We start from the raw sequence: 18,646 nt of genomic DNA on the forward strand, positions 1-18,646 counted from the left end.
GACCAACCACTCGATGGAGTTTGTATGCGTAATCAAAAATCCCCTATTGAATCGAATTCACTGACCTCTTCAAAAACCAATCCCGCTGTTGAGTCCTTGTTGCGTGAGGCTCGAAAATTACACCGTGTTGCTAAATCTGGCAGTGTTTCTGATGCCACGCCCATTATCCGCAGGGTCGAAAAGTCGGGTGTCTGTTTCGGACAGTCTGTTTCCTCTTTGTACAACCAACGCCAAACGTTAAAGCGAAAGCACTTTCTGCGAATGCTGGCAATTGAAGCGGGTTACAACAGCTGGGAATCGTACAAGCCTGTTTTGCTTGCTCAACAAGATGGGGCGGCTTTCACTCCCGACTTTGATGAGAAAGTACTCTCTACACTGAATCTCTGGTTCTCAACGGAAGAGGAAGCCCAAACCTATGCCAATCAACACGGTGGAGAAGTGTTGAAGTATGGTAATCAGGCTGTGGTCATCCCTAGAAATGCAAACGGAGAAGTTCAATGATGGCTCAATTAGCATTTGAACTGGGCAGCACGATCGCTTTGCTGGGATGGTTGAGTATGATATTAGGGGTAACACTACCCTCACAACGGATCAGCGATGGCTTTCTGCTGTGTGGTGGACGAGTGATCCCCTTCCTGCTTTCTCTTATTTATCTGTTTCTTCTGGTTAAATATTGGGGAAGTGCTCCCGAGGGAAACTATTCAAGCCTGGTAGGTGTGGGGTTGCTGTTTGAATCGCAGGGGAATCTCGCCGCTGGCTGGCTTCACTTTTTGATTTTTGACCTGTTTATAGGGCGTTGGATGATCGATGATTTGAAGCGTTCAGGTAAAGCTCGATGGCGATTGCTGCCTTGCCTGCCCCTCACTTTTATGTATGGTCCGGTAGGTTTGGTGTTGTATTTCGTTTTTCAGCTTTTTGATAAGCCCAATGATTCGGCTTTGTATGCCAGATAGCTTCGTTCAATTGGGTTTTGTTCACCATTAAACCAGTAAAAGCCTCAGGCTATACAGCTTGGGGCTTTAGAATCTTAGAATGGCATTGGAACATACAGTTTAAACTTGCTTCCATTCCAATATAAGTAGGTGTCATTAGCAGACGGAGTAGGCACTAGAATCACCTGACGGGTGGATTTTTCTATATCCGATACTTCTTCGTTCAGTACGTCGGCATTAACAACTGCCAGTTCAAGGTCGAGTTCAAAACCCAGTGCATCGCAGGCTTGTAAGACGTGTACGTTATCTTCAACAGGGATGATAATCGACTCACTCTTTAAGCTGCCACCTGTGGTGCATTTGTACAACTCATCCCAAGGGCTGTATTGGAGCTGACTTCCTTCAGTTATAGCCATTTTTGATATGTCTGCGTAAATAATGTCTACAGAATTACCGGATACCACTTCACCAGACAAGATCTGTTGAACATGGCTCGCTTGGACGGTGTCTGTGGTGATTGTTTTTCCAGAAAGTGCTTTCGCGCTAAAAAGGCTGGTTGTAAGCGCAAATCCCAGCACTATTGTTATTGCTTTATTGATTCTCATTGTCCTCCCTAACCAAAACAACGTTTGATAAAACCACTTTTGATTTATGCAATTTGCAAAAAACTGCGATTTAAAATTGCAAATATGCAACAAAACAAATAGCAAACGTTTGCCAACCTCCATTTTCAAGGGTTTAAAACTGGCACGCGAATTGTATTGTAATACTTGACCCTTTTAAGCCGAGGGTCACCTAGCCAACTGACGTTGTTAGTGAATGAATTTGTTCACAATTGTATAGCCAGCCGCACACTAGTTTGCGACTGGCTTTTTTTAAGTCGAAGCTTTCAGAAAGATGCCAAATCACACCTAACTTAAGCTGGTTCTACTTCTATGTAAGAGACCTTACCGTCTAAGCCGTTATCTGAATAATAAGAGACTTCAACTGCTTGGTGAGGTTTGCCACTTTCCTCAAATGTACGAACAATAACCTCACCCTCAAACGCCTCTGTCACCTCAATCCTTGTCCAGTCATCATCCTTACTTTTGTCTGGTGAGTCGTAAACCGTTATTGTCACTGGACTCTTGATATTGACTAACTTGACCGATCTCGCTTCGTCGTTGTCAAAGCCCTGATCTCCGTCTTTGCAATCGATGCTGTAGTGCTTATCTGCCTCTAGTGCATTACCAACCTGATCTTGCGTCGCACCATTACCTTCCCAAAAAGTGATTACTCCACTCATGTTTATATTCTCCTTAGTCGTTTCAAGTTTAAAGAACAGCTTGATTAACACTAGGATATAAAACTAAGTGAATACTTAAAAAGACATATAAAAGCCAGAGTATGTGATCAAATGACCATTCGGTAGAGGACATCATACATAACACAATCAACTCGTTAAGCTCTGGATCAAAACTGGATGTAGCCAATCACCTCTCCACTTTTGGTGGATATTGTTCTTGGGTAGAAAGCTTCAACGTCCTTTGCTGTTTTAGTCGCGGCACTTTTCTGAATAAGTGCCAAGTATTCCGATTCCGGCCAAACTTGGAATGTAGGGTCTACATTCTGGCAACAGGCATTCTTATCAAACAGAGACTTGGCTAAAAGCACTTCGTCGTCTTTAAACTCTGAATAGACAAGGTTTTCAGACTCCCACTGGTGGTAAAACATAATTTGCTTCTCGCTCTGATAAACGCCTTAAACACTAATGTGGCAAAGTTTTGGGTGAGTTCGCTCCATAGATTGCGAAGACTTTCTTCGAGCTCGTAAAGTATTGAACCCAAAACGCATAATAAATCCAGGAAAGGAAAATATTGAAGAACGGGCTTGGGTCATAAGCGCCCTTAAGGTTGAAGTACGCGTAAGAAATCAGAAAGGTCACCACTCGAAGAGTCATGTCGTAACCTATTAACTTTCGTATCTTGGCAGGAGTCTCCGAAGCCTTGTTTCTTAAAATAAGCAGTATTAGCGTAGATATAACGATGGAGGGAGTGGCTTCCAGTAGAAGAACCCCATATATAGAGACTTCATAGCTGGATAACGTACTGGTCTTGTCACCCAGACCTAACCAAATGATGAACAGGTAAATCACTGTTCCTAAAATTACCAATACATTTGAGATAACAAATAAATAGAGAGTGCTGGATTTGTTTTTTGAAGACATAACTTAAACTGCGTAGTAACAACAAAAGAACACACGCTTTGAATACGAACATTCAAAAACCTGTGTTCTAAATATTTTTGGCTAATTGCACCAAGCCAACTCTGGTTCGGTGTTTGTTCCCAATTATGATTTCGGCACTACTGACTTTGCAATAGCATTAACTTGTTCTTCGACTTTGGACATTTCCGCAGAGTTACCGACAGAAACCAAACGTATGTAAGTGCCCGTTTTGGTGTAACCGACAAATTGAATCGCCGTTTTACCTTCTGCTTCTGCGACTATCTTGTAGCCTTCACTCTCTGCAAACTTAACTTTGCTTTCAGATGTGATTGTTAGATTTTCAAACCCAACGAGTGACTTAATCAGCGCAGTGGCGTGTTTGGCGGGCTCTGGGAAACGGGTTTTGGACATGGAACTTCCAATCATCAGCACAGGCTTTTCGCCTGACTTATCAATACCTTCGAATGTCGTGAGAGATACTGTGGAATTACCCATGACATCAGCGACGTTGAAAGGCTTTTCTGGCTGGAAAGTAAAAGAAAGCAAAGCCAATTTATCGGACAATGAAGCAGCCTTGCCAATTTCAATACTCTTGATTGAAGCCATCACTTTTTCGTGATTGAACGTTTTGGTGTCCATTAGGTTGTATGTCACCATCACCGTTTTCTGCCCTTTGAAAAGAGCGATGTACTTATCAACACTTACACCAGATACCGCCTGTTCACCAATCACAGCAGGCGCTTTGTATCCGTCCATTTCTAGCAAAGTGACGTCATTCACCTTAACCCCTTGCTTAGCAAAGCTCTGCTGCACGGTTTCCAGATTCCCAAAAAGAGCAGATAACTGACCAAACGCTTCTAAAGGCAGTTCCATAACGACTACGCTAGAACTGTTTTTGGCATTCAGATAACCAGCAAAGGTATCTGAAAGTTCAAACCCGTCAGGTTTCGGCATACTCACGGACGTACCTGGAATCTGAACCAGATCCTTTGTCGCCCATGAGAAAAATGGCAACATGACCAGCGATACAAAAAGCAGAATGTTCGTTTTAAGCATTGTCCCTAACCTATCTATAAAACTGAACAGAAGAAGCTATCACAACTAACTCACTAGAATAACTCACAAAAATAAGAAAATTATACTTATGCGATCTCGGACTAAAGCTTGATATTAACGCCTGAAACAACTCTGTGATTTTGGGTGGGAAATAACAGAGCCGGATCAGTCAGTTGTCGATGTCGTTCAGCGCTCTCTCCTTTTCCCCCCTTAAGCAAGCTCTTTACTGCTTTTGGGAGCACGATCTGAAATCACCTGTCCGTCCTTTATCGTGATGATCCTGTCTGTTCTATGAGCCAGCGCCTGATCGTGGGTAACCACCACAATGGTACGCCCTTGCGAATGCAGTTGTTTAAACAGCTTTTCGATTTCCGCTCCGGAGTTTGAATCCAGAGCCCCCGTCGGTTCATCTGCAAGTAAGATCTGAGGGTCGTTGACCAGTGCGCGAGCAATAGCGACCCGCTGTTTCTGTCCGCCCGAAAGCTGATTCGGCTTATGATGTAAACGCTCACCTAGTCCGACTTGCTCCAGTAGGTGTGTTGCTTTTCTCTTTCGCTCTTTGGCGCTGATCCCCGAGTACACTAAAGGCAACGCGACGTTATCTAACGCTGTCGCGTATTCAAGCAAATTAAAGCTCTGAAAGACAAAACCAATTTTCTGGTTGCGAATGGCTGCCAGCGCATTGGGCGATAGGGAAGACACGTCATCTGCGCCCAACTGATATTCTCCGCTTGTCGGCGTGTCTAAACACCCCAGCACGTTCATCAGAGTGGATTTTCCTGAGCCAGAGGGACCCAGAATAGACAGGTACTCGCCTTTTTCTATGCGAAGATCCACGCCATCCAGCGCTCTGACTTCGGTCTCTTCTCCGCTGGCATAGTATTTACAGATACGGTTCAGGGTTACCAAGGGGGAATCAGACATCTTGTTCTCAAAGTTCTCGTTATTATTCACTGTGTAATGCCTCCAACGGCGATACGCTGGCAGCGCGGTTAGCTGGCAACCAGGCCGCCAGCACGCCAATCACCATCAAAGCGGTGACGACAACTGTCACGACAACAATCGACAGTTCCGGCACGGGTTTGCCCAAGCTTTCGTACAACGCATTACCTTCCAGATCCAGCACGCGAAATAGCGTTACCACACCGAAGGTCAGTAACAGCCCAAATCCTCCGCCCATCAACATGGTCATGATGGACTGAGTCAGGTAGTGCATCCGGATTGCCAACGGGGTTGCGCCCACCGCCATTCGAACGCCAATGTCACGGGTCGACCCTTTGACCATGGCGTACATGATGTTGGCGATACCTATTCCCGCCACGAGCAGGGTTATCAGCCCCACCAACCCCAGAAAGCTTTGCAAACCGATTAAAAACTGGCGCATGGTCTTCTGGTTCAGATACATGTCGTCCACCTGAACCACTTGCTCATCCAGTAAAGACGCGCCGTGTTTGCGAACCAGTACCTGCCGAATCACACTGGCAAGCTGAACCCTGTCTGCTGATTTTTTCGGTTGCACATTGATGGCCTGAACAGGCTCATTGGGGTGAAAGCGCTTCCAGGTGTTCAAGGGAACAAAGGCGGCGTAATTGATCGAATCACCCCGCTCAACGTTGGCGCTGTTTTTCGCCAGTACCCCGACCACCGTGAAAGTGCGTGCACCAACCTTAACGGTCTTGCCCACAGGATCGGTGTTGAGTTCCACCGAGGCAAACCAGTTCATTTCCTCGTACTCATTAAACAACTCAACCGCCGTCAGGTAACCCAAGACAATCACATCGCGCTGTTCGTTTTCATCTCTGGGGTTAAGCCAGCGACCACCCGGCAGCACCTCAAGCCCTGCCAGGCTGGCGTACTCCGGTTTTACTGCGAAAGGCTTGATCCAAATTGAGAGTTCGTCCCTAGACAGATTCTCACTCCATCTGCTCGTGGGCAGAGCTCGCTTAACATTGGGCAATGCCGCAATGACTTCGGCATCAGTTTCTCCCAGCTTCAATGCTTTTCCCTGAAAGAACTGGCTGTTGCTAACGGTGGCTATTCCTCCGGTCACATAAATCAGCTGACCGTTTCCACGCTCTGCTGTGCTGATCACGCCTTGCCGAATACCTTCTCCTACCGACAGCATGACACCAATACAGAGTGTCGCCCACGCCACCGCAAGTATGGTCAGTCCGAGCCGCAACTTTTGAGCCGCCATTTCCTGAAAGATTTGTCTCATCGGTAACTGCATGTCTACCCCCTCGAACTCAGCGCAATAACGGGCGTCAGACTCGACGCTTTTCTTGCCGGGAAATACGCAGCCAGCAAAGCCATCCCTATAACTACGCCAGACGACAGCGCCACTGAATCTGGTGTGATGACAGGAATGCCAATCCATTCAGGTAGCAGGCTGTGATTCACTTCCAGTAAGTTCACTGCTCCAAACGAAAACAGCAGACCGACCAGTGCCCCGGTGAGCACCAGTATCAGACCTTCAAACAGAAATTGGATCAGAATGGCGCTCTGAGTGGCTCCAATGGCTAATCGCACACCAATTTCTCTGGTGCGCTCTGTCACGGATAAGAACATGATGTTGGCGACGCCCAATGCCCCAACAGCCAGAGTCATCGCACCACTGATGCCCAGAAAAGCCTGAATGGCGCGCAGAATGCCTTTGATTGTGGCAACGTTGTCGCTGTAATCCGGCATGTGGAGTGCGTCATGGTCCGTCGGATCAAACTTCATGCTATGAGAGAAGAAATTCAGCAGTTGCTGACGAAGCTGACCTGAACTGATTTGGGGGATAGGCTTAACCAGCACACGGCTGGGACTTCCGGACCAAATATCCAGATACGTTGAGCGCGGGATCATCACCATGCGTTGAGCACCAAAAGACTGGGTAGCGTCTTCGCGGCTTAAAATCCCCACCACTTTAAACGGAATGCCCGACACTTTGACAAATTCGCCCAGTCCGACACCGCCCATCATGGCAACCGTCTCCCCAATAATGGCGACCCGGCGGTGGTGCGTCTGATCCAAAGGAGAGAAGTTACGAGAACCCGGCTGAAGCTTCAGGTAGGACAAGGGAAAATAAGCCTCATCCACGCCAACCAACATATGGGTTAGCTGGTGCCCCTGCATATTGGAGATGCTCGCTTCCCACTGGTCGTACACCACCGCTAACCGCTCCACATAAGCCGCTTTTGACAGTTGCTTAAGGGCGCTTTCCTGAAAGTGCATGTCGCGGCTAGAAGGCAATCCATTCCACGACTTACTGGTTCTGCCGGGAAAAATCGTCTGAGTCTCATCCGCCAGCTGTGAAAACATCTGGCTTTGCTGTCGGTAAAACCCTTCCCCCAACGCAATCAGCACCACCACCGCGATAACGCCCCAGGCAATGGCAAGAATGGCTAACAGGCTTTTGATTTTGTGGGCGCTCAGAGTCTGCCAGGTCTGAGTCAACAGCGCAATCATGATTCTAGCGCTTGAGAGATCAGAGTCATAGTATCGTCGTCCAGTTGCCCCGCAACGGCAAGTAGCTCGACCCTCTGTCGCCAATACTCATACAGATTATTCTTTAACTGGTGTCTGGCAGTGTAAAGGTCATTGTGCGCATCAATAAGTTGTGACGCGTCGATCATTCCTGCGCTATACAAGGTCTGCTGTGTTTTCAGCACCTTTTCACGGGAATCAATCAGCGCCTGAGTAGCCATTACCTGTTGCCAGTTAATGTCGACCTGAGAATACGAGCGCTGCACCATTTTGCGAATGTTGATTTCCACCATTTGCATGGCTAACTGAGCCTCGCGGATGTTGAGCGACGCGGTGTCTACTTTGTTCTGAATGGTGCCATTGAGATCAATCGGAATACTTAAGCTCAAGCCAGCAGTGACGTCATTGTCGGATAAGTCTGTTCCGTGCTGATTGTAACCGAGGTTACCGGTCAGTTTGGGGTAGTAGCCACTTTTCGCCGTCTCTTTCTCAAACTCCCGTACCTGAATCGTCTGAGCCGCAACCAACAGCTCTGGGCTGTTGTCTTTTGCAAGCTTGATCCAGTCAGACTCAGATTCCACCTGTTTTTTAGGCTCAGTCAACGGGTCATTCCGGATCTGATCCACCGTGTCAACGTCGCGAAGGATCAGGGCATGCAACTCCAGTTGTGCCTGAGCAAGTTTTGACTGGCTATTCAGAATATGACTCTGATCTGCCACTTCATTAGCCAGCATTTGCTCCACATCGATGGATTTGACTTTTCCGGCTTGGAATCGCTGCTCTGCAATGGTTCGTTGTTTACGGGTTTCCTGCCGCTTGTTTTCGGCGAGTTGCAAATCGCCCTGCGCACTGGCGACATCGAGATAAGCCAGAATCAGTTTTTTAGCGAGTTCATTTCGGGTTTTCGACAACTCAAGCTTCGAGACCACAACACTCGCTTCAGCGCTGTCTAACTGGGTCCAAAGACTGCTGTCCCAGATAGTCCAGTCGAGCGTCGCACCTAAGCTATTGCTGTTTGACCCGTTTTGATTCCAGTTTGCATTAGCCGACGCACTCAATGAAGGCAATCTTTCACTGCGGTTTAAGTCGAGGGCATTTTCCTGCTTTTCAATATTAAGAGCAGCTTGTTCAAGCTCAGGGTTGTTGGCTTTCGCCGCCTGCCACGCTTCTCCAATCGAAAGGGCATGCGCCGGACCAAATACCGCAATGCAGCTCATTAGCCACAGTGTTCTACTCACCATGCGGGGCTCCCATTATGCTCGCGTCGATGATCTCATCGGCTTCACTGACTCCGCTTAGCACTTCAACCACAATGCCATCGGACATACCCAGTTCCACAACCTGAGTTCGATACCCAAGCTCTGATGCATCCGCTATCAGCACATGAGGTGTCTCGCCTTCGAACTGCAATGCTCGCTCCGGCACCACCAGCACGTTCTCTGCTTTTTTTAACGTGATTGTGGCAGTAGAAGAAAAGCCAGAACGAAGCTTTATGGTGTCGGGGATGGTCAGCTCGCCCACTTCCACTTCAAACCCGTTATCAAACCCGTTGGATTTGCTTTCTGAGTGAGCATTCAGCTTCTCCGACTGTATTGCCACCTTTGAGAGCACACCCTGAATGGCAGTATCTGGAAACGGCGCAACGGTCAGTGTGACAGGCATTCCCGGAAGCAATATTGCGGCATCATGTTCGCTTACACTCCCTTTGAATACCATCTGCTGTAAGTCTGCAATGGACATCATCTCCGTTGCCGCCTGACTGGCTTCGGTAGAGATAATAGGCGCGCCCACTTCCACTTTTTTGTTCAGAACCGTGCCATCAATAGGTGAATAAATAATGGAGGTCAGTTGCGCACTGCCTACCGACGCTTCTCCGCTGCGGATCAATGCCAGATTCTGTCTGGCCTGAAGCACTTTCGCTTCGACGGACTTCAAATTCGATTTCGCGTTCACATAGTCGTCGTAGTTTGAAGGGATCACCTTCTTCTCAACCAGACTCTTTAAGTTGGCGTGCTTTTGCCTGGCGGATTCCATTTCTGCTTCTGCCTGCATCAGCATTGTTGAGGCATCGGTCAATGCCTTGGGTGTCGGGTTAGGTCTGACTTTGAGCAGTGGTTGCCCCTCAGAGACCTTGTCTCCTACCTGAACATACAACTCCCCCACAATGCCGTTGATCTGAGACTTGATTGAGACAGAATGCGCGGGGACGATGCTCCCTACCGCCACGGCATTTTTCTCAATGGTTCCCTTTTCTACGGTGAGAATAGGCAGAGTTTGTGTATCTTGATTTGAATTTAGATAGGCGTGTGCCCCGTACCCTAAAAGGGCAATCACACTGATGGATACGATCCAATACTTCACTGTTTATGACTTCCGAAAATTAACAAATTAAGATGCTCATCCGACCTAAAATCGAATGATTAAGTTCCCAAACGAAAAATAAATCCTCAAGGAATGAGGAGATAGCGAATCATATGAATAAAAATCATAAAAATTCGATTTATAATTCAACATTTAATTATTACCCTTTGTTTTCCACAAAGGAGACCTCAATAAAATAGAGTTGAAAAACCACCAATAAAGTGCTTTTAAAGACGAACCCCTTTAAATTTAAGGCGACGTTCTAAAATGCAAACGAAAAAATTCAACTATTTTAATTTGAGAAATTTAAGATTAAGTGGCCGAAATTGACACTTAATTTCCCTTAGTTAAAAAGTGCTATATTTGTATAATTTACACACTGCGAAAAATTCAATTGGGAAAGCATAGATATACTCCCTATTTTTTGGAATGAATTTTAAACAGTATCTACTTGTTAAGCTTCAATCCAATAATTTTAGGGTGTTGTCCCACGCAACCATCCACTAACACTGAAAGTGATTTTCCTGTGGACTGTGAGTCTAAAATCATTGCGAAAAGGCGCTCGACGGTCTGAGGTTGTGTTACTTCAAAGTTGGAGGAAAACAAGTACATGCTCTCTTTTGAAGACCATCGGCAGCGCTCAGGGTCGTGAAACTGTGCGTTTTCAACGTAAAATCCATGCTGGTCAGGTGCCCAAACAATATCTTTAACGGTTTGGTCACCATTTGTCCACGACGCTGCATAACTGGATATAGATAAAATAGAAAAAGTAAAAGCAACAACCGTTTTTAGCATAGTTAAAATTCCTGAGTTTAAAGATGAGAAAATCGTCTAATCCCGATACTGTTCCACTTTTGACAGCTGTGGTTATTTTTCGGGGATACTCACCATCTAAGACATAAAACACAAAAGACTCTGAATTTAAACATTATCTTTCGTCTTAAAAATAAGAATATGAACAAAGATCAAGTAATGTATAAGGTCAGGTAATGGCGAAAATAATCGGGTAATAATAAACACCAAATTTATTTGATATAAATATTAAAGAAGCAGGTATAAAGCAAAAAACACATATAGTGAAGTGTTTACAGTAATAAGTCACAAACCGTCACAAACGTTAATAGCACAACAGCCCATTTAATTATCTTTGGCTATAACTTTGTACTAATCACAAGGAAACAACACATTACTTTTTGCACGGGACGATAAAATCAACGTGATAGTGTTCATCGTGTCGAACCCAAGAACGTCTTTTAGAAAGCCGGATGTTGTCCTTAATGTAGGTGCCATAGGTGGTTTTGAACAACCCAGCTTGCAGTTTGGGATCGAAAATAACTCGCCATAGGTCATGCCCGCGTTTTTTCGATTCTTTATGGAGTTCAACCAGATGTGCCGCTAAAGCGGTGTAGTCGATTTCCAATCCGTCGTATCTGCCTTTTTTGTCTAACTCAATGTCGTAACCTAGCTTATTAAAGGGGTGCGTCGGCAAGTGTACAGACTCCCCATCTTCGTTGATCATGGGTGTCATGAAGTCAACCGACAAGCCATTGCGGTGTGTTTTGTGTGGGCTGAATTTTCCACCTTCCTCAAAGCCTGTTTCAGCGTATTTGAATACCTTGTCTGGGTGCGATTGCTCCAGATTCTTGTAAGCAGAAAGAATAATGGCTTTCACTTCAGAATGTACGTAGGTTCGCCCTGCTACGCTTGCGGTATAACTGTAGGTTTCGAAGTTTTCTCCATAGAGTGGAAGTTTTACCCCTCCCTCTAAAGACCCATTTGAGGTTGTTCCAAAGCAAACGCTTTTTTGAGCACCGATTACGGGAAGTGAAAGAATCGAGAGAGATAAAAACAGTTTGGATAATCCGGTCGATGGGCGCATTTGAATTCCTTTTTAAACCACTAAGGCATTGGACAATGCTATCTGTGGCTGGGTGTCAGGCTGAAGTGAAGTTTCAGTATACTTACGGAATTTGCGAAGCAGAAAGAAATAGCGCCACAAGTGGCGCTATATAATTTATTTTTAAGCATTTTTACTTAGGCGCGAGCCCCATCTCGTCTAAACGCATTAAGACTTCGGTTTTGCGCTGTTTAGCGACTTCTCGCCAGTCGATATTTTCCTTGGCTCCGATTATGGCGTAGATGGAGTTCAACCCCGTGCCTTTTACTTTCGCTTTCAGCTTTGCATAAAGTTCATAAGAATCGGCGAGCATGAAATCATCAACGGAGTGGATACCCACCGTTGCCAGAATTTCCTCACTTTTAGGACCAAATCCTTTCAAATCCCTCAAACGCTTCTCGCCTTTACTCATATCTTGTTTCCTAGAGCCTATTTACCTAACTATTCCCAAACTAGAATTCCATCTTTCACGGCACAATTGGCAACCTCGTCCTGACTGTTTTCAATATACACTTGCTGCGATTCAGATACATCGTAGGTGAGGTATTCTGAACACTTTGCACTCTGCCCTGTTCCAATAACCACTTTGGCGCCTGCCTTTAACTCACACGTGACTAATTTGTCCAAAGGAGACCACTGATAACAGATCTCATAGTCTTCTCGGTACTTGGCGACCTTTCCTGCTGGTAAATCGTATGCCCACCACTGACCAAACTGGCTGTATGGGTTGGTACTGTTCCAGGCGCGATACAAAGTCACCTGAGTTCCAGCTTTGCTTTGGTACACCTTACCCTGACACAGTTTCCCTTCTTCAGGGGCACCCAACGCGCTGCTTAGCAAGGCTTCGTCTTCTACAACTTCGAAATACGGAGCGAGTCTTTCAGGTAAATCGATACTGCCCACACACTGAGAAGAATTCAGATCCGTTGTTGCCGTATCAGTTGATTGCGGTTGACTGGCACAGCCAGCAAGCATAAGGACAGAAAGTCCAAAAATAGCATTTTTCATTTTACATTCCTTCGTTATTTTAAGTCGGGCGTTTTCTTACCCCTGAATTTGACGCCTAAAGGCTGCCACAATATGCAATTACGGTCATTAGACCCACCTAACGAAGTTGGACTGTAAAGAATGTATTTCGACTTGGTTTATTTCTACTTTGCAGTACTAAAGGGCGATTGGATGGTTTCACGTACCCACTTGTGACGCGCAGAATGGCTATTTTGCTGGTGCCACAGCTGCACAATTGAATACGGTGTCAGATCCACTGGTGCGGGGCAGTGTGCTAGCCCTTTAAAAATCGAATCAGCAAGATTAGAAGGCATGGTGGTAATGATATCGGTACCACGAATCAAGCTCGCCAATACATTAAACGACCCAGTTTTTACGGCGATCTTTCTTTGCTTGCCTTTAGCGATGATTTGGCTGTCTGCCTCTGTTTTCTTGATGTCGCCTAACACGATGATCCCGTGTCGGGCTTGGCAGTATTCATCGAGAGACTGAGGAGCGCTTCGAAAATCGGGGTCGTAATACACCACATCGTGATCCGAGATTAAGCGTTTTTGACGAATGTCTGTGGCATCAATATCGATGTCGGGGTTAATGGCAAGATCCGCGACACCTTCTCTTAACGCCGTTGGAATATCCAACCCTGAAATGGCGTGTACGATACGAATCGTCAACTCCGGCGCTTGCTTTTGAAAAATAGGGAATACTGGTTTGATAATGTGTTCAATCTCATAGTCATTCGCCATAATGGTGAACTCACCTTTGTCCAAAGATGGATCGTAAGTCATGTCGATCGTCATGGCTTCAAGTTTGGCGAGCACAACCCGTGCATCAAGCGCGACCATATCAGCCCTTTCAGTGGGAATAAGCCCTCTTCCACTTCTTACAAATAAGGGATCATCAAGGATTTTTCTGAGCCTTTCCAAAGCATGGCTGGCAGAAGATTGGTTGATGTTCAGATGCTGAGCAGCCCGCGATACTGACTGGAAGTCGTAGATGGCAAGAAACTGGGTCAGCAGTTTTCCATCTATAGCTAAGAAATCGGTTTTGTGCATATTACCTATTCATATGGTCATATTGTTTGGCATTCAGACACTCAATAGGATGAGTTTTCTCCCAAGATGATAATAAGGAACAGAAAAATGTCTAAGAAACTCATACTATCAAGCCTAATTATGGCAGCGCTGTCTGGTACTGCCATTGCTCAACAGGGCGAAAGAATTTACTTCCCCGGCGAACAACGCGTCGCGTCGTATTCTCAACAGTCTCAAACGCATCAGCCAATTCGCTTCCCTGGTCAGTCCTATCAGAATCGATATCGTTATTCTGCAGAAACAATGGCATCTATGTTTGCAGCGGAAGGCTTCTACCAGGAAACACTGATCGAGCACAAATACGATACTTATTACAACTACATCGACAGAGACGTTTACATTCAACACTCTCCTGATTATCCCGATGGTGCAGAACCTCTTTTTAACGAGTTAACCGAATACCTTCAAGGTATTAGAGACACAACTGAAATCAAGGTTCTTAGAACAATAGCCGAGGACGATTACGTAGCGATTCATTCTTCATGGGCAACCACGGGTGAAAATGGCGAAGTGTCGACGGATGTGTACATCGACATTTGGCGAACTGAAAATGGCAAACTGGTCGAACACTGGGATCACTATCAAACCATGAGCCCGAACCTGGACTTTACCGGTCCTGAAGTAAATATGGACGCTAATCAAAACAGAGAGCACAACCGCAAACGTGCGTTGTACTTTGTAAATACATACAATAACTTAGAAGACAGCGCTAAATTGGAATACCTTCTGGCAGACAATTTCATAGCCTACACAGCCGACGCACAAGTCAGTAAATTTGATCACATAAATAGCCTGGAAGAAGCGGCTCGACAGAAAAAGCGTTTCGTTCGAACTCCGGCGAAAGCCATCGCTATGGGTGATATGGTCCTGGTCCACTCTAAACACCTCGAAGTGGGCTCAGACAATGAGTTTGGAACGGGTCACATCGATATCTTCCGCTTTAACAATTCAGGAAAAATCGTAGAGCAGTGGAATATTGCCCAGGATGTTAAGTCGTTCTACGAGTTAGATGCTGCAGGTGAGCTGGTGTTAGATGCGGATGGTAAACCTGTTGTCGCGCTCAATACCTGGGGTCAGCCAAACCGCAGAAACAATAACGACATCTTTGCGTACCCTTACAAAGGTTAATACCCCCTTCGAACCACCACTCAATATCTACCCAGAGAGCAAGGACGCTCTCAACCTGCCACTCTGAATTTCACGCCCACTTTTGTACTTAACCGATACGAATTAGATAAATATTGAAATTATGCAGAAAGTTATGCAATCTTAACTTCTTTTATTTAGCCCAACCTTTGTTTTCGTTTAAGGAAAAACCATGAGTTCAAATACGATTCTCAGCCAGTCCCTAATTGTGAGCGGGCGTGATATCCCACTGAAAGAATTGTTGTTTGCTAAACGCGTGCTGAACAACTACATGCTGATTGCTTTGGACAACAGCCCGGCAGAGCTTCTGGCAGAAATGAAACACGCTGTGAATAGCGTCGATTACTTTAAAACTGACTCCGACCCTTGTGAAGCGCGCAATGCAGTAAGTGCCATGTTTAAAGAGGTGGAAGCCGCAGAATCGTTTGAAGATTTTAAATCCTTCGCGGCGAAACCTTCTCAGGCGCTACATGAACTGATTGAAGATCGCGCTCAGTTGATCAAACAAGAACGTGATTTGTTAAGAGAATCTGGCTACGACGTATCAAAAATTTAAATTACTCGCGCCTATAACAACAATAAAAAGCCAGCCTATTCAACAGGCTGGCTTTTGTTTGCATGAAGGAATATTGTTTTGAACTAAGCGGAATTACTCAGCTTTGATGGTAACAGTGACACCAGAACTCGCACGGTAGCCATTTATACCAATATGCCACTTACCTGCTCCCGGGTTATCAATCACACAGCTCTCAGCATTACCATTGCGCCAAGGTCGGCAGTCATGCTGTGAAAGCGTAGGCTGGGAACCTTTTCGAACGTACAAATCTACGTCGCCAGAACCGCCCGATGTGGTGATCGTCAGCTTCTTATATCCACTGCCGATCTCCTGCACGTGGTGATGCCATGCACCGCGTTCTACTCCTATATTGGTAAGAGTTTCATTAATTGGCTCCGGACCGCCTGGATTTGGTGGAGTGGTGCCACCACCACCATAAGTTTCCTGAAGTGCCGCAATATCATGCTCAGTCAAACGCTGGCGCTGACCTAGCTGGTTGTTCGGCACAGAGGTATCTTTAGAAGTGATGGTCGGCTGACCGTTAATACTGAAAGATCGGTAAGAGTAATGCATGATGGAGCGAACATCGTAAGGACCGATAGACGTCGTCACCGCTCCTTTCTTGCGGAAGTTGTGCTCTTTGCCCTGTTCAATATTGTTCCAGTGGATGTTTACGTACTGGTCACGGTCTGCACGCGACTGTTCATGCCAGAAACCTAACGCATGCAGGAATTCGTGAGCCACGATACCCGGCGTGCCACAGCCCTGTCCAATAGACAGGTTTTGCGCTCGACCGGTGTAACCCACCGACGAATAACAGCCTCGATCCCGAATGATGCGTACGTAACCAGTCTGATTGCTTCTTTCAACAAAGCGGACGTTCGATACGTTCTCTATCCAGCGCATCCCCTCTTTAATTGAGGCGACGTCGTGAGCAGGGATGTTGCTTGCAATGGTATATGGAACGACGCCATTTGGCCACTTAGCGTGACCACTCCACGACGCATATCCCGTCACTTCACCATCGTTAGCAAAGCGCATCGGTTGAACACCCAGGTTCTGAACATCTTTGGCATTACCCAGCACAATATCGCCCTGGAAAACCGCCGCTTCACCGCCTTCTAGTGATTTTACATCGTAAGACACAACATCATTCGTCCCTATAATATGGGTTTGCTGTGTATCCAGGATCGGCACAGTTGCATTTACATCTGATTCACTGGCACCAACAGCGATTATTGGAGTCAAGGTCAATACAGATACGGGTATAACTACATTTAGTTTCATTATTATCTCCATATATTTTTTGAACCCACTTCACAGCATTTAGGCTTATAAAAATAAGCCTATAAATAAGTTTTAAGTACGGTAAAAACTCAGAGAAGATATATTTCTCTAAGTTATATAAGTTTTAAAACTCAGCACACTATCTATCAAATTAAAATGAAGTGGTGTCAATATTATTAATAGAGACATTGAGAATTTCAATTAACGAAATGAGGATATATTTAATTTTACTTTCTTATTTACTCATCATTGACTAGAAGTCACAGAGATAAAATCGCTTTGAATGACAAATCTTAATATTGAGCAATGATTATTTAATGACATAACCAAACACTGAGATAACATAGAAATTAATATCTATATTTTACAGCCAGTTAAAACCAATCATTAGAAGAACGAATTTTAAAAAATGACAAATCCATAACAACAGACAGGGTGAAATAGTTTATTTAAATAAAAAACTAAAGATATGTTATATCATAACAAAAATAACAGGCAGGACAAACTTACATTGTGATTAAAATATTAACTTTGGTATTAGGGTTTCATTTAATCCATGTAAGCCCGACTATTTTACCCTCGTTAATAGCTAAAAATTAAGTTTAATCACAAACAATGCAATTATAAATGCGATTAAGAACATCCATCTTGCTTTATTACTCTCGATAACGGTGTAATAGTTCGGGTTAAAAAGAGGCTTTTTATTACTGTCAGATTTCATGGTCTTCTCCTAAAAAATACGGCAGACCCTAACACAGAAACAGACACCTCTACTGTAAGCATCAGTAAGCCACACGCTTACATGATTACTCAAGTTTTCAAGATATACCCGGTGATCTCTCAACAGCGAATTTAACTGGCTTTCATACTGTGTTACCGATTGCTTGATTTGGAATCACTAGATATTCAAATCGGCGTATTGTCTGAAAGCCAGTTCTCTATTCTTTCGTCGAGAGGGGCTGATTTTAAAACCGGAAGTTAAGCCCGGCTAAGATGGTGTCAGAGTAATAGCTGTTTTCAAACATAAAGCGACGATAGTCCAAGCTGAGGCTAAATGTATCCAGCATGATGAGCTCTGCTCCACCTCCAAAATATGGGTTTACTCCTTTGTGGTGTTCAACCGTTTCTGCTCCACCAGACTTAGGCTTGAGTGTGCGTTGCAGATCGGAATGGCTGACACCACCCATCGCATAAAAATTGAAAAAGCCCACCGGAGCAATGTTAGCCTTCAAACCAGCAAAGGTCGCATCATACTCAAACGTTTCTGTGTTGTCGGTAAGTGCACCGGTCACAATGGCGTTGGTCACTCCCGAAGCGGTTGCATAACCAATTTCAGCAGAAAAATTGGGATGGAATTGATAGGCATATTCGAATTGGGCTGCAACCCCCACATCGCCTGAATCATCATTATTGATGGCTGCTCCACCAAGTTTGATGCCCAAATGGTGGTTAGCTGCGAGGGTGGAAGTAGATAAAAGTGTGGCAAGCAAGAAAGTGATGTTTTTCATATCTATTAATCCTAGATAGGCGAACCGTAACTGTCTGAAACTAGAGATATTTAATCAACTAATGTCAAGACGCATAATTTAGCCGGTGAAACTTGCTTAACATCTGTTTTTGGTAAGAGCCATGAAA

21 protein-coding genes are annotated in these 18,646 nt (G+C 45.2%); 4 read left to right on the top strand and 17 right to left on the bottom strand.

The genetic code is table 11. The annotated features are described in order from the left end of the window. The first annotated feature begins 24 nt into the window (after positions 1–24). The gene (locus INR79_RS25890; RefSeq protein ID WP_223097695.1) at positions 25–501 is read left to right on the top strand and encodes a hypothetical protein; all 477 of its coding nucleotides are present in this window, start codon (positions 25–27) and stop codon (positions 499–501) included. After that, positions 498–953 (top strand): ABA4-like family protein, encoded by a 456-nt coding sequence (locus tag INR79_RS25895; RefSeq protein WP_223097696.1) that lies wholly within the window; start codon positions 498–500, stop codon positions 951–953. The genes INR79_RS25890 and INR79_RS25895 overlap by 4 nt, the downstream gene beginning before the upstream one ends. A 74-nt stretch (positions 954–1,027) precedes the next feature. Here the strand turns inward: INR79_RS25895 and INR79_RS25900 are convergent, their stop codons facing one another. The 15 genes from INR79_RS25900 to INR79_RS25970 form a co-directional block, all read right to left on the bottom strand. Next, entirely contained in the window at positions 1,028–1,537 is a 510-nt protein-coding gene (locus INR79_RS25900) for a hypothetical protein (protein ID WP_223097698.1), read from the bottom strand. A 311-nt stretch (positions 1,538–1,848) separates the two neighbouring features. After that, positions 1,849–2,217 carry a hypothetical protein gene (locus INR79_RS25905; protein ID WP_223097700.1) on the bottom strand — a complete coding sequence of 123 codons (369 nt, stop codon included), beginning with the start codon at positions 2,215–2,217 and terminating at the stop codon, positions 1,849–1,851. Positions 2,218–2,384: 167 nt separating this feature from the next. Continuing rightward, positions 2,385–2,645, bottom strand: a complete 261-nt coding sequence (locus tag INR79_RS25910; RefSeq protein ID WP_223097702.1) for a hypothetical protein — start codon at positions 2,643–2,645, stop codon at positions 2,385–2,387. A gap of 34 nt (positions 2,646–2,679) precedes the next feature. Then, entirely contained in the window at positions 2,680–3,138 is a 459-nt protein-coding gene (locus tag INR79_RS25915) for a hypothetical protein (RefSeq protein ID WP_223097704.1), read from the bottom strand. Between the two features lie 123 nt (positions 3,139–3,261). Further along, the gene (locus tag INR79_RS25920; protein ID WP_223097706.1) at positions 3,262–4,194 is read right to left on the bottom strand and encodes a hypothetical protein; all 933 of its coding nucleotides are present in this window, start codon (positions 4,192–4,194) and stop codon (positions 3,262–3,264) included. A gap of 210 nt (positions 4,195–4,404) precedes the next feature. Then, a complete protein-coding gene (locus INR79_RS25925; protein ID WP_410482919.1) occupies positions 4,405–5,118 on the bottom strand; it encodes an ABC transporter ATP-binding protein in 714 nt (237 codons plus the stop codon). A 22-nt stretch (positions 5,119–5,140) separates the two neighbouring features. Then, positions 5,141–6,424: an ABC transporter permease gene (locus tag INR79_RS25930; protein WP_223097708.1), complete on the bottom strand. Its 1,284-nt coding sequence runs from the start codon at positions 6,422–6,424 to the stop codon at positions 5,141–5,143. Between the two features lie 2 nt (positions 6,425–6,426). Beyond that, the gene (locus INR79_RS25935) at positions 6,427–7,647 is read right to left on the bottom strand and encodes an ABC transporter permease (protein ID WP_223097710.1); all 1,221 of its coding nucleotides are present in this window, start codon (positions 7,645–7,647) and stop codon (positions 6,427–6,429) included. Further along, complete coding sequence (locus INR79_RS25940; protein WP_223097712.1) at positions 7,644–8,906, bottom strand: TolC family protein; 1,263 nt, start codon at positions 8,904–8,906, stop codon at positions 7,644–7,646. The genes INR79_RS25935 and INR79_RS25940 overlap by 4 nt, the downstream gene beginning before the upstream one ends. Further along, on the bottom strand, positions 8,896–10,026 hold the full coding sequence (locus tag INR79_RS25945) for an efflux RND transporter periplasmic adaptor subunit (RefSeq protein WP_223097714.1): 1,131 nt from the start codon (positions 10,024–10,026) through the stop codon (positions 8,896–8,898). The genes INR79_RS25940 and INR79_RS25945 overlap by 11 nt, the downstream gene beginning before the upstream one ends. Before the next feature lie 447 nt (positions 10,027–10,473). Continuing rightward, positions 10,474–10,821 carry a hypothetical protein gene (locus INR79_RS25950; RefSeq protein ID WP_223097716.1) on the bottom strand — a complete coding sequence of 116 codons (348 nt, stop codon included), beginning with the start codon at positions 10,819–10,821 and terminating at the stop codon, positions 10,474–10,476. A 391-nt stretch (positions 10,822–11,212) separates the two neighbouring features. Beyond that, positions 11,213–11,905 carry a penicillin-insensitive murein endopeptidase gene (locus tag INR79_RS25955; protein WP_022597839.1) on the bottom strand — a complete coding sequence of 231 codons (693 nt, stop codon included), beginning with the start codon at positions 11,903–11,905 and terminating at the stop codon, positions 11,213–11,215. A 151-nt stretch (positions 11,906–12,056) separates the two neighbouring features. Continuing rightward, complete coding sequence (locus INR79_RS25960; protein ID WP_004397998.1) at positions 12,057–12,335, bottom strand: TfoX/Sxy family DNA transformation protein; 279 nt, start codon at positions 12,333–12,335, stop codon at positions 12,057–12,059. A gap of 29 nt (positions 12,336–12,364) precedes the next feature. Further along, positions 12,365–12,931 carry a hypothetical protein gene (locus tag INR79_RS28220; RefSeq protein WP_262415428.1) on the bottom strand — a complete coding sequence of 189 codons (567 nt, stop codon included), beginning with the start codon at positions 12,929–12,931 and terminating at the stop codon, positions 12,365–12,367. A gap of 143 nt (positions 12,932–13,074) precedes the next feature. Next, a complete protein-coding gene (locus INR79_RS25970; RefSeq protein ID WP_223097718.1) occupies positions 13,075–13,983 on the bottom strand; it encodes a LysR family transcriptional regulator in 909 nt (302 codons plus the stop codon). Between the two features lie 87 nt (positions 13,984–14,070). On the opposite strand from INR79_RS25970, the gene INR79_RS25975 reads away from it, so the two are divergent. Both INR79_RS25975 and INR79_RS25980 read left to right on the top strand, forming a co-directional pair. Further along, a complete protein-coding gene (locus tag INR79_RS25975; protein ID WP_223097720.1) occupies positions 14,071–15,150 on the top strand; it encodes a nuclear transport factor 2 family protein in 1,080 nt (359 codons plus the stop codon). A 190-nt stretch (positions 15,151–15,340) separates the two neighbouring features. After that, positions 15,341–15,724: a hypothetical protein gene (locus INR79_RS25980; RefSeq protein WP_004397992.1), complete on the top strand. Its 384-nt coding sequence runs from the start codon at positions 15,341–15,343 to the stop codon at positions 15,722–15,724. 93 nt (positions 15,725–15,817) lie between these two features. Here the strand turns inward: INR79_RS25980 and INR79_RS25985 are convergent, their stop codons facing one another. Beyond that, positions 15,818–17,011, bottom strand: a complete 1,194-nt coding sequence (locus INR79_RS25985) for a M12 family metallopeptidase (protein WP_223097722.1) — start codon at positions 17,009–17,011, stop codon at positions 15,818–15,820. A 965-nt stretch (positions 17,012–17,976) separates the two neighbouring features. Continuing rightward, on the bottom strand, positions 17,977–18,519 hold the full coding sequence (locus INR79_RS25990; protein WP_223097724.1) for an outer membrane beta-barrel protein: 543 nt from the start codon (positions 18,517–18,519) through the stop codon (positions 17,977–17,979). Between the last annotated feature and the right edge of the window lie 127 nt (positions 18,520–18,646).

The sequence above is a fragment of the Vibrio sp. SCSIO 43132 genome (assembly GCF_019904195.1).
Classification (GTDB): Bacteria; Pseudomonadota; Gammaproteobacteria; order Enterobacterales; family Vibrionaceae; genus Vibrio; species Vibrio nigripulchritudo.